At 72.3% G+C, this 11502-nt stretch carries 10 protein-coding genes; 7 read left to right on the top strand and 3 right to left on the bottom strand.

Annotated elements, in window-relative coordinates; all coding sequences use genetic code 11:
* Nucleotides 1-116 (bottom strand): transposase (locus AB0873_RS22125; protein WP_366601792.1); only part of this gene is annotated, 116 nt, incomplete at its 3' end.
* Between the two features lie 690 nt (nucleotides 117-806).
* Here AB0873_RS22125 and AB0873_RS22120 point away from each other — a divergent pair.
* Nucleotides 807-2114: an aspartate aminotransferase family protein gene (locus AB0873_RS22120; RefSeq protein ID WP_366601777.1), complete on the top strand. Its 1308-nt coding sequence runs from the start codon at nucleotides 807-809 to the stop codon at nucleotides 2112-2114.
* Nucleotides 2115-2131: 17 nt separating this feature from the next.
* Complete coding sequence (locus tag AB0873_RS22115) at nucleotides 2132-3622, top strand: CoA-acylating methylmalonate-semialdehyde dehydrogenase (RefSeq protein WP_366601790.1); 1491 nt, start codon at nucleotides 2132-2134, stop codon at nucleotides 3620-3622.
* Here the strand turns inward: AB0873_RS22115 and AB0873_RS22110 are convergent.
* Nucleotides 3594-5045 (bottom strand): acyltransferase, encoded by a 1452-nt coding sequence (locus AB0873_RS22110; RefSeq protein WP_366601775.1) that lies wholly within the window; start codon nucleotides 5043-5045, stop codon nucleotides 3594-3596. The two genes, AB0873_RS22115 and AB0873_RS22110, sit on opposite strands and share 29 nt — an antisense overlap.
* A 187-nt stretch (nucleotides 5046-5232) precedes the next feature.
* On the opposite strand from AB0873_RS22110, the gene ngcE reads away from it, so the two are divergent.
* From ngcE to AB0873_RS22095, 3 genes are all read left to right on the top strand, one after another.
* Nucleotides 5233-6648: an N-acetylglucosamine/diacetylchitobiose ABC transporter substrate-binding protein gene (gene ngcE, locus AB0873_RS22105; RefSeq protein ID WP_366601773.1), complete on the top strand. Its 1416-nt coding sequence runs from the start codon at nucleotides 5233-5235 to the stop codon at nucleotides 6646-6648.
* Nucleotides 6649-6721: 73 nt separating this feature from the next.
* Nucleotides 6722-7630 carry a sugar ABC transporter permease gene (locus tag AB0873_RS22100; RefSeq protein WP_155331320.1) on the top strand — a complete coding sequence of 303 codons (909 nt, stop codon included), beginning with the start codon at nucleotides 6722-6724 and terminating at the stop codon, nucleotides 7628-7630.
* The gene (locus tag AB0873_RS22095; RefSeq protein WP_366601771.1) at nucleotides 7627-8535 is read left to right on the top strand and encodes a carbohydrate ABC transporter permease; all 909 of its coding nucleotides are present in this window, start codon (nucleotides 7627-7629) and stop codon (nucleotides 8533-8535) included. The genes AB0873_RS22100 and AB0873_RS22095 overlap by 4 nt, the downstream gene beginning before the upstream one ends.
* Before the next feature lie 13 nt (nucleotides 8536-8548).
* Here the strand turns inward: AB0873_RS22095 and AB0873_RS22090 are convergent, their stop codons facing one another.
* Nucleotides 8549-9550 (bottom strand): BadF/BadG/BcrA/BcrD ATPase family protein, encoded by a 1002-nt coding sequence (locus tag AB0873_RS22090; protein ID WP_366601769.1) that lies wholly within the window; start codon nucleotides 9548-9550, stop codon nucleotides 8549-8551.
* A gap of 192 nt (nucleotides 9551-9742) precedes the next feature.
* Between AB0873_RS22090 and AB0873_RS22085 the strand changes: the two genes are divergently transcribed.
* Together AB0873_RS22085 and AB0873_RS22080 are read left to right on the top strand one after the other, a co-directional pair.
* A complete protein-coding gene (locus tag AB0873_RS22085) occupies nucleotides 9743-10732 on the top strand; it encodes a MurR/RpiR family transcriptional regulator (protein WP_366601767.1) in 990 nt (329 codons plus the stop codon).
* Nucleotides 10729-11478 carry an SIS domain-containing protein gene (locus AB0873_RS22080; protein ID WP_155331324.1) on the top strand — a complete coding sequence of 250 codons (750 nt, stop codon included), beginning with the start codon at nucleotides 10729-10731 and terminating at the stop codon, nucleotides 11476-11478. Before AB0873_RS22085 ends, AB0873_RS22080 begins: the two co-directional genes overlap by 4 nt.
* Nucleotides 11479-11502: the final 24 nt, after the last annotated feature.

Raw genomic sequence — 11502 nt, 5'->3', positions numbered from 1 at the left:
CCCGACCGCAGCACATAGAAGATCGAGTCCAGGATCAGCCGATCGCCCCACTTGCGGGGCCGGCCGCCTTTACGCAGGTCACGCACCGGCATCAAGGGCGCAAGGACCGCCCACATCGCATCGGTCAAGCTCGACGGATAGCATGAACGGGCCTCATCCCCGCCACAGTTGCAGTTGTCCACACAACGCGATCATGGCGGGGATGATCCATTTGTCGAGCACTCAACATCGACGTGTCTCGCCGTCACACAACGCCCCGAACCGGTTACCCGACGGTCTCTAACGCAGCATCGTGTTCATCACGAGAAGCTCCATTCGGGGGAAGGGCACCCGCGCCGACAAAAAAGGGGGGAACTCAGGCGACGGGTGCGACGTGCGGGCTCGCAGGCGCGGTCCGCGGGGGTCGGACCGGCGATGTCCCGGGTGTCCGGACCGGCGACCACGCGGGGCGGGGGGGCCCTCACGGCGCCGGGACCATGTGTAACGACCGCCGGGCCACCATCATTCCGGCCGGTGGGCCGGGGATCGCGCCCGCTCGGGGCGGCGGCCCTGCTCGATCGTCCAGGTGATGTAACGACTCCGGCCCGGCCACCATTCCGCCGTGACGGTGCCGCCGGTCACCCGCCGAACCGGACATCCGGCACACCAGACGACGGCGGACCCGGACATACCGACCAGGTGACGCGTCAACGCCCGGAGCTGACGTGCTGTCAGGTCGCCGGGGCGCGTGCGCTACACGGTGACAGTTGTCCCGCGCCGGGCCTGATGAGAGCGTGCGGTAACCACAACTGCTGGGAGGCGCCACGATGACCGCCGACGACCTGCTGGCCCGGCACCGGGCCGTGCTCCCGTCCTGGATGCCGCTCTACTACGCCGAGCCGCTCGAACTCGTCTCCGGCGAGGGCCGCCGGGTCACCGACGCGCAGGGGCGCACCTATCTGGACTTCTTCGGCGGCGTGCTGACGAACATGATCGGCTACGACATCCCGGAGATCCGGGAGGCGGTGGAGCGCCAGCTCCGCACCGGCATCGTGCACACCTCCACCCTCTACCTGATCCGGCAGCAGGTGGAGCTGGCCGAGAAGGTGGCCCGGCTCTCCGGCATCCCGGACCCGCGGGTCTTCTTCACCAACTCGGGGACCGAGGCCAACGAGGCGGCGCTGCTGATGGCCACCAACCACCGCCGCTCCCACCAGGTCCTGGCCGTCCGCAACAGCTACCATGGCCGGTCGTACGCGGCGATGGGCGTCACCGGCAACCGCGGCTGGTCGGCCAGCCCGCTGAACCCGCTGCGGGTGGCCTGGCTGCACTCCGGTGAGCGGCTGCGCGGCCTGCTGGCCCGGCTGCCCGAGGCGGACCGGGTCGACGCGGCGGTGGAGGACCTGCGCGAGGTGCTCGCCACGCAGACCGCCGGTGACGTGGCCTGCCTGATCGCCGAGCCGATCCAGGGCGTCGGCGGCTTCGTGTACGGCCCGGACGGGCTCTTCGCCGCCTGGAAGAAGGTGCTCGACGAGCACGGCATCCTGCTCGTCTCCGACGAGGTGCAGACCGGTTGGGGGCGTACCGGCGAGCACTTCTGGGGTTACCAGGCTCACGGCGTCACGCCGGACCTGCTCACCTTCGCCAAGGGCATCGGCAACGGTTTCGCCGTCGCCGGTGTCGTCGGCCGTGCCGATGTGGTCGAGTCGGTGCCGGCCATCAGCTTCTCGACGTTCGGCGGCAACCCGGTCTCGACCGCGGCGGGCAACGCCGTCCTGGACTACCTGCTCGACCACGACCTCCAGGCGAACGCGGCCCGCGTCGGCGCGATCCTCGCCGAGGGACTGCGCGCCGCTGTGGGCGACCTGCCGGAGGTCGCCGAGGTACGCGGTAAGGGCCTGATGCTCGGCGTCGAGTTCGTCCGGCCGGGTACGGGTGAGCCCGACGCGGCGCTGGCCACCCGCGTCTTCGAGGCGTGCCGGGCCGGCGGCCTGCTCGCCGGCAAGGGCGGCCTGCACGGCAACGTGCTGCGGATGGGCCCGCCGCTCACGCTGACCGAGGACGAGGCCCGCGAGGGCCTCGCCATCCTGGTCGACGCCATCCGCACCGCCGCCGCCGAGGCGGTGGCCCGGTGAGCGCGAGGAGGGAGCCGGTGAACCTGATCGGGCACTTCGTCGACGGGAAGCGCGTGGTGGGCACGTCCCCGCGACGGGGCGACGTCTTCGACCCGGCCACCGGTCGGCGTACCGGGGAGGTGGAGCTGGCCTCCACCGCGGACGTCGCGGTGGCGGTGGGGGCCGCCGAGCGCGCCGCGCGGTCCTGGCGGGACGCCTCCCTGGCGAAGCGGACGGCCGTGCTGTTCGCGTTCCGGGAGCTGGTCCACGCCCGGCGGGACCGGCTGGCCGCGGTCGTCACCGCCGAGCACGGCAAGGTGCTCGCCGACGCCGCCGGCGAGGTGCAACGCGGGCTGGAGGTCATCGAGTACGCCTGCGGCCTCCCGTCGGCGCTGCGCGGCGGGTTCAGCGAGAACGTCTCCACCGAGGTCGACTCGTACTCGCTCCGGCAGCCGCTCGGCGTGGTCGCCGTGATCAGCCCGTTCAACTTTCCGGTGATGGTGCCGCTGTGGTTCGTCCCGGTGGCGGTCGCCGCCGGCAACGCGGTGGTGCTCAAGCCCAGCGAGAAGGACCCGAGCGCGGCGCTGCTGCTGGCCGAGTGGTTCGCCGAGGCCGGCCTGCCCGACGGGGTGTTCAACGTCGTCAACGGCGACAAGGAGGCCGTCGACGCCCTGTTGGACCACCCGGCGGTCAAGGCGGTGTCGTTCGTCGGCTCCACCCCGATCGCCCGGTACGTCTACCAGCGCGGCTCGTTGGCGGGCAAGCGGGTGCAGGCGCTCGGCGGGGCGAAGAACCACATGGTGGTGCTGCCCGACGCCGACCTGGACCTGGCCGCCGACGCCGCCGTCAACGCCGGTTTCGGGTCGGCGGGGGAGCGGTGCATGGCGATCTCCGCGCTGGTCGCGGTCGAGCCGGTCGCCGACGCCCTGGTGACGAAGATCGCCGAGCGGATGGCCGGGCTGCGCACCGGCGACGGGCGGCGCGGCTGCGACATGGGCCCGCTCGTCACCGCCGCGCACGCCGAGCGGGTCCGGTCGTACGTGGCGGCGGGCGTGGCGGCCGGCGCGGTGCCGGTGGTCGACGGCCGGGACGTCGAACCGGACGGCGACGCGGGCGGTTTCTGGCTCGGGCCGACGCTGTTCGACCACGTCACCCCGGACATGTCGATCTACACCGACGAGATCTTCGGCCCGGTGCTGTCGGTGGTCCGGGTCGGCTCGTACGACGAGGCGGTCGACCTGGTGAACGGCAACCCGTACGGCAACGGCACGGCGATCTTCACCAACGACGGCGGCGCGGCCCGGCGCTACCAGCACGAGGTGGAGGTGGGCATGGTCGGGGTCAACGTGCCGATCCCGGTGCCGATGGCGTACTACTCGTTCGGCGGCTGGAAGTCGTCCCTCTTCGGGGACCTGCACGCCCACGGTGCGGACGGGGTGCGCTTCTTCACCCGGGGCAAGGTGGTCACCAGCCGCTGGCTGGACCCCCGCCACGGCGGGGTCAACCTCGGCTTCCCCACCCAGACCTGAGCAGCCGCAGGACGCCCGCCCCGGCCAGGTACGCCACCAGCGCCGAGGCGGGCAGCCCCAGCGGCTCCGGGGCCTCGCGCGGGGTGACCGCGTTGTCGACCAGCGCGTACACCACGGCGGCGAAACCGGCGGCGGTGAGCGTGGCGCGGCCGGTGGCCCACCACCGGCGGCCCGCCCCGCCGCCGGACGACGGTCCGGGGACACGGGCCGCCGGCGGCCGGCCGGTGCGGGCCTCCACCGGGCCGAAGGCGGCGACCAGGACGGCGAGCACGACGGCCAGCATCAGCACCCACGGCAGCCGCCAGGCCGCCCAGGCGGCGGAGCCGGCGGCCGGCGTCGGGAGCAGCCCGACCGCGTCCAGCGCGCCGACCAGCAGGATCGTCGCGGTCAGGTGCCACAGGAAGACGGTCAGCACCACGGCGTTGACGGCGATCACCGCCATCCAGGGGCGGTCGCGCCCCAGCCACCGCTCCGCCCGGCCGCGCAGCAGCAGGATCAGCCCGAGCTGCGCCGTGGTCAGCGCGAGCAGCGCCAGGCTGGGCGGCGCGGCGTTGTCCAGCCGCTCGCCCGGAATGTTGATCATGCTGACCGGGTACGGGCCCGGCCCGGTGAGCAGCACCGCCACCGCCAGCCCGCCGAGCAGTGCCGTCCACCCCGCCCGCCGGGACATCGGCAGCCGCCGCGACCGCAGCCCGGTGCGATGGTCCGGCGGCTCACCGGCGACATCGTGCGGCGACGGTTCGGCCCGGTCGTCGTGCGGTGACCGTTCGGTGCGGGCGTCGTACCAGGCGAAGCCGAGCTGGTGCACGACCAGCCAGCCGAACAGGTAGTTCGGCAGGGCCGCCGCGGCGGGGCCGAGCCCTCGGCCGAGGTCGCCCAGGGCCACCAGGGCGGCCAGCGCGAGCGGTACGAGGAGCCCGAAGCGCCGGTGCAGCGGGTACATCACCGGGGTCAGCGGCACCACGGCCAGGTACGCGGCGAGGAACCACAGCGGGATGGTGGCGAACCAGACGACCGTCCGGGTCAGCGACGGCTCGGCACCGAGCGCCCGGGCGACCAGGGCCGCGGCGGCGAGGACGACCACCAGCACGGTGGTCGGCCGGAGCAGCCGGGCGCTACGGCCGAGCAGCCAGCCGGTGGCGTCGCCGCCCCGGCGGCGGTGGGCGGTCAGGGAGGCGGCGTTGGCGTACCCGCCGACCAGGAAGAACACCGGCATGACCTGGACCAGCCAGGTGAGCGGGTACGCCCAGGGTAGTTCGGGCAGCGCCGAGCGCCCGGTGGGCTGCCCGGCGTCGTCGTACCCGATCGTCGCGACCGCCCAGTGACCGAGAACGACCATGATGATCGCGAGCGCCCGGAGCAGATCGACGTAGCGGTCCCGGCTCGGCGGCGTGGCCTCGGCGAGTCGGCGCAGTCGACCCATGGCCGCAAGCCTAGGTCAAGGCCGCGGTAACGGTTCGGTCTTCGGGTCTTGAAGTCCGGACGCTCCTGCCGTAGAAATTCTTCAGCAATATTTGTCAAACTGAAGACAAACTTCCCCCCTGCCTCGCGCGGCGACCCACCACCCCCCTTGCCCGGTGGCCGCCGGAGACCCGATCCGAGGAGTGATGATGAACAGGCGTGACATCCTGCGGCGCAGCGCCGCCGCCGGCCTCCTGGCGACCCCGGCCGCCGGCCTGCTCACCGGCTGCGCCACCGGCGGTGGCGGTGACCAGGGCGACGGCGGCACCTACCAGGGCACCAAGACCGAGCAGAACCCGCTCGGGGTCAAGGAGGACGCCCCGCTGGAGGTGGTCATCTTCAACGGTGGCTTCGGCGAGGAGTACGCGAAGGCCCACGAGGCCATGTACACCGAGAAGTACCCGAAGGCGACGATCAAACACTCCGCCACCCAGGAGATCAACAAGACGCTGCAGCCGCGCTTCGTCGACGGCACCCCGCCGGACGTGGTGAACAACTCCGGCGCCGGCCAGATCGACTTCAACGGGCTGGTCTCCCAGAACGCCATCGCCGACCTGGGCGAACTGCTCAACGCGCCGAGCCTCGACATCCCCGGCAAGACCGTCAAGGACACGCTGCTTCCCGGCGCGGTCGAGGTCGGGTCGTACGACGGCAGGTTCCTGGTGCTCAACTACACCTACACCGCGTACGGCATCTGGCACTCCACCAAGCTGTTCAGCGACCGCGGCTGGCAGTACGCGAAGACCTGGGACGAGCACATCGCGCTCTGCAAGCAGATCAAGGCGGCCGGGATCGCGCCGTGGACGTACGCCGGCAAGCACCCGCGCTACATGAGCTGGCCGCTGATCTCCACCGCGATCAAGTTCGGTGGGCCCTCCGTCGCCACCGCGATCGACAACCTCGAGCCGAACGCGTGGAAGTCCGACGCGATGAAGGCCGCGGCGGACGCGTGGCACCAGATCGTCAAGGACAGGTACATCCTGGAGGGCTCGCCCGGCCTCGACCACGTGCAGTCGCAGACCGAGTGGTGCCAGGGCAAGGCGGCCTTCATCTCCTGCGGCTCCTGGCTGGAGAGCGAGCAGAAGAAGGTGACGCCCGCGGGCTTCAACATGACCATCCAGCCGACCCCGAGCCTGGGCAGCGGCGACAAGCTGCCGTTCGAGGCGATGCGCGGCACCGCCGGTGAGCCGTTCATGGTGCCGGCGAAGGGGAAGAACATCGCCGGCGGCCTGGAGTACTTCCGGATCATGCTGTCCAGGAAGGGCGCCCAGGACTTCACCCGGAAGGTCTCCAGCCTGACCGTGGTGGCCGGCTCCACCGAGGGCGTCGAGCTGCCGTTCGGCCTCAGCACGGTGGTGAAGGCGCTGGACGCCTCCGGCGGTGACGGCTTCAACTGGGTCTACAACAACTACTACCGGAAGCTGGAGCGGGAACTCGTCGACGCCGCGTGCGGCGAGTTCTTCAGCGGCCGGATCGGCCCGGCCGAGTTCCTCGACCGGTGCCAGCAGGGCGCCGACTCGATCGCCCAGGACAGCTCGATCAAGAAGTACAAGCGGGCCGTGTGACGTCCGGCCGGTGGGGGCGGCGACGACCGTCCCCACCGGAGCACCGCCTTCGCTTCGGGAGTAGGTCCTTCTCGTGAGACATGGCAAGTACCCGCTGATCGTCACGTTCCTGGTGCCGCCGCTGCTGCTCTACGGCATCTTCGTCATCTCGCCGTACCTGCAGGCCTTCCAGATCTCGACCACCGACTGGCTCGGCTACTCGGCCGAGGCCGATCCCGTCGGGCTGGCCAACTTCGAGCGGCTGCTGGACGACGGTCGGGTGTGGAACGCGTTGAAGAACAACGCGTGGCTGCTGGCCGTGGTGCCGGTGCTGACCATCGGGTTGGGCCTCTTCTTCGCCACCATGCTCGCGATGGGCGGTCGCAAGGGCCGGGCCGGGGTGACGGGCGTCCGCGGCACCTCGGTCTACCGGATGGTCTACTTCTTCCCGCAGGTGCTCTCGGTGGTCATCATCGCCCTGCTCTGGCGGGAGGTCTACCACCCCAACAGCGGCCTGCTCAACGGCGCGTTGGGTGCCGTCGGCCTGCCCACCCCGACCTGGCTCGGCGACCCGCGGACGGCCTTCTGGTGTGTGCTGGCGGTGATGGTCTGGAGCAACGTGGGCTTCTACGTGGTGCTCTTCGGCGCGGCCATGTCGGCCATCCCGCGGGACATCTACGAGGCGGTGATGCTCGACGGGGCGTCCCGCTGGACCACCCTGCGCAAGGTCACCATCCCGCTGCTCTGGGACACCGTCCAGGTGGCCTGGATCTACCTGGCGATCGCGGCGCTGGACGGGTTCATCCTGATCCAGCAGATGACCAACGGCGGCCCCAACTTCTCCTCCGACGTCATCGGCCTTCGGATGTACGAGACGGCGTTCGGCAGCGAGAACCGGTTCGGCTACGCCTCGGCCATCGGGGTGGTGCTGTTCTTCCTCACCCTGTCGGTGGCGGTGCTGGCACTGCGGGCCGCTCGACGTGATCGGATCGAGTACTCGTGACCATTCTCGACAAGCCCGCGTCCGGCGGCACCGCCGCGGGGGACCGGTCGGCGCCGGAGGTCCGGAAGCTGCGCCGCGAGACCGGCGGCGCCAACGTCTTCTCGCACGGGTTCCTGGTGTTCTGGGGCGCGCTGACCGTGCTGCCGCTGCTCTGGATGTTCCTCAGCTCGTTCAAGAGCGACGGGGAGATCCTGTCCGACCCGTGGGGGCTGCCGGGTGCGCTGCGGTTCGAGAACTGGGCGCGGGCCTGGACCGAGGCGCACATCGGCCAGTACTTCCTGAACAGCGCGATCGTGGTGGCCGGTTCGCTCACCCTGACCATGCTGCTGGGCGCCACGGCGGCCTACGTGTTCGCCCGGTACGAGTTCCCCGGCCGGCAGATCTGCTACTACCTGTTCGTCGGCGGGATGATGTTCCCCGTCTTCCTGGCCCTCGTGCCGCTCTTCTTCGTGGTGCGCAACGCCGGTCTCTTCGGCACCTGGACCGGTCTGATGCTGGTGTACGCCGCCTACTCGCTGCCGTTCACGGTGTTCTTCCTGACCGCCTTCTTCCGGACCCTGCCGACCGCGGTCGCCGAGGCGGCGCTGATGGACGGGTGCGGTCACTTCCGGCTCTTCTTCCGGGTGATGCTGCCGATGGCGCGACCGGGACTGATCAGTATTGCGATCTTCAACTTCCTCAGCCACTGGAACCAGTTCATCCTGCCGCAGGTGCTGATGCAGGGCGACGACTCCAAGTGGGTGCTGGCCCAGGGGCTCGCCGCGCTCGCGGTCAGCCAGGGCTACCAGGGCGACTACAGCGGTCTCTTCGCGGGCCTGACCATCGCCACCCTGCCGGTGCTGGTCGTGTACATCGCCTTCCAGCGCCAGATCCAGGCCGGCCTGACCGCCGGCCAGCTCAAGTAGGGCGGGCTGGCCGTCACGACCCTGGCGCTCCCCGGGTGGGGAGCAGGAGGGCGTGCAACGCCGCCGGGTCGGTCACCTCGGGCAGGTCCCGGGCGGCGAGCCAGGCCGCCGCGGCCGCGCCGTCGCCGGCGGGGTGGACCGGCGCGTCCGGCCAGCGTCGCCGCACCTCCGCCCGTACGGTCGCCGCGAGCGGTGTGCCGCCGGTCAACAGGCCGCCGCCGAGCACGATCGGGGTGCGCTCGCCCGCCGGTCGGATCCGGGCGGTGCTCTCCGCCAGGTGCAGCGCGGCCTCGTCGAGGAGCCGCCGGGCCACCGGCTCGCCGTCGACGGCGGCGGTCGTCACCAGGGGGGCCAGCCGGGCCAGCTCCACCGGCGGGCGCCGGGTGACGGCCTGGATCAGGGTGTCGACCGTGTCCCGGGACCGGGGTGCGACCTCGGCCGAGCCGAGCAGGTCGCGCAGGACGGCGGCGCCCAGCGGGCCGGGTGCGGTGCCCCGGTCCAGGTCGGCGAGCACCCCGCGGACCGCCTCCCGCCCCAGCCAGAAGCCCGAGCCGGCGTCGCCGAGCAGCCAGCCGTGCCCGTCGGCCACCCGGTCCAGTCGCAGGTCGCGTACCCGCGCCGCGATCGCCCCGGTGCCGGCGATCAGGATCGTCCCGTCCGGTGCGGCGGTGCCCGAGGCGTACGCGACCAGGGCGTCGCCGTGCACCGCGTACGGGCAGCGCAGCCCGGCGTCGTGCCAGGCCCGGTCGAAGGCGGCCCGGCCGTCCGGGTCGGCGAGCAACCGGGCGGCCCCGGCCAGCCCGACGACCCCGGCGCGTACCCGTGCCGGGTCGACGCCGCTGAGCGCGGCGCGCAGGGCGGCGCGCAGTTCCCGGGCGGCGGCCTCGGCGCCGTGGCTGGTCGGGTTGCCGCCACCGGCCCGGCCGGTGCCGAGCCGTTCCCCGTCCAGGGTCACGGCGGTGGCGCGGGTGGACGTACCCCCGACGTCGAGACCGACCACGACGGTGCCGGACACCGCCCACCTCCCTTGATCGGATACGGCGTTCATGCTGGTCGGCCGGGGCGTGCCGGGCAAGGGGAGCGGACCGGTCCCGGACTGTGCGCCAGGTAACAGTTTGAAAACTTCGCCCACGGCCTTGACACGGAGGGCCCTTCAGTAAGAACTTTTACCACTAACAGTTAACAGTCTTTTCCGAAAGGGCGTCCGATGGTTGATCACGAGGTGGACGCCACCGCGGTGACCGCGGTGGTCGACGCCGACGGGTTCGACCGGCGGGGCGCCGGGGTCGCTGCCGGCGGCGTGCTCGCCCGGGTCCGGGCCGGCGCCGGTGAGCTGACCGGAGCGTTGCGGCGGGTCGCCGAGCACGTGCTCAGCGACCCGGAGGCCGCCGCCCGCGCGACGATCGTGGAGCTGGCCGAGCGTAGCGGCACGTCGCCGGCCACCATCACCCGCTTCTGCCGGGCGATGGGCTTCGAGGGGTACGCGGACCTGCGGCTCGGCATCGCCGCCGAGACCGGCCGGGCCCGCTCGGCCGGCTGGACCGTCGACATCGGGCGCGAGATCCAGCCCAGCGACCCGCTGCGCCGGGTGCTCGACCAGATCATCGCCGCCGACACCCGGGCCATGCACGACACCGCCGCGCTGCTCGACCTCGGCGAGGTGGAGCGGGCCGCGGTGGCCATCGCCGGCGCGAGCCGGGTGAACATCTTCGGCGCCAGCGGCAGCGCGCTGGTCGGCGAGGAGATGCAGTTCATGCTGCACCGCATCGGGGTCGCCGCCTGGGCCTGGAACGACGTCCACGAGGGTCTCGCCTCGGCCGCCCTGCTGCGCGCCGGTGACGTCGCGCTCGGCGTCTCGCACAGCGGCCAGACCCGGGAGACCATCGAGATGCTCGCGGAGGCCGGCAGCCGGGGCGCGACCACCGTCGCCGTGACCGGCTTTCCCCGCTCGCCGCTGGCCGAGCTCGCCGACATCGTGCTGCTGACGGCGAGCCAGGCCACCACCTTCCGCCCCGACGCGCTGTCGGCCCGGCACCCCCAGCTCGTCGTGCTCGACCTGCTCTACATCGCGGTGGCCCAGCGCACCCACGACCGCGCCCACGCGGCCTTCCGGCGTACCGCCCAGGCCGTCGACGGGCACAAGGCCGCCAGGCGGCTGCCGGGCAACACCGGGACCAGCGAGGGGGTCAGCCGATGATCAGCGCCCAGCGGTACGCCGACGCGGTCCGGCCGGTGCTCGACCGCCTCGTCGACTCCAGCGCCGACGCGCTCGCCTCCGCCGCCGACCTGATCGCCGGAAGTCTCCGGGCGGGCGGCGTGCTCCAGGCCTTCGGGGCGGGGCACTCCGAGGCGTTCGCCGCGGAGCTGGTCGCCCGGGCCGGTGGGCTGGTCCCCACCAACCGGCTGTCCATCCACGACCTGGTGCTGCACGGCGACGCCCCGCGCGACGTGCTCGCCGATCCGAAGCTGGAGCGCGACCCCTCCATCGCCCACCAGATCTACGCCCTCGCGGACCCGCTGCCGCAGGACGTGTTCGTGGTGGCGTCCCAGTCCGGCATCAACGGCTCGGTGGTCGAGCTGGCGACGCTGGTCACCGGGCGCGGTCACCCGTTGATCGCGGTCACCTCGGTCGAGCACACGGCGCGGGTCGCCCCCCGGCACCCGTCCGGGCACCGGCTCGCCGACATCGCCGACGTCGTGCTGGACAACGGCGCGCCGTACGGCGACGCACTGCTGCCGCTCGAGGGCGGCGGCGCGGTCTGTGCGGTCTCCTCGGTCACCGCGGCGCTGCTGGCGCAGCTGCTGACCGCCGAGGTCGTACGACGGTTCCACCAGGCCGGGGAGGTACCCCCTATCTACCTCTCCGCCAACGTCCCCGGCGGGGACGAGCACAACCACGCCCTCGAGTCGCGGTACGCCGGGCGCCTCCGGCGGACCGCCTGACCCGAATATCCAAGGAGAGTCAGA

This window comes from Micromonospora sp. NPDC047707 (assembly GCF_040704235.1).
In the GTDB taxonomy this organism is placed as follows: domain Bacteria; phylum Actinomycetota; class Actinomycetes; order Mycobacteriales; family Micromonosporaceae; genus Micromonospora.
This window is presented reverse-complemented; position numbering and strand designations above follow the sequence as displayed.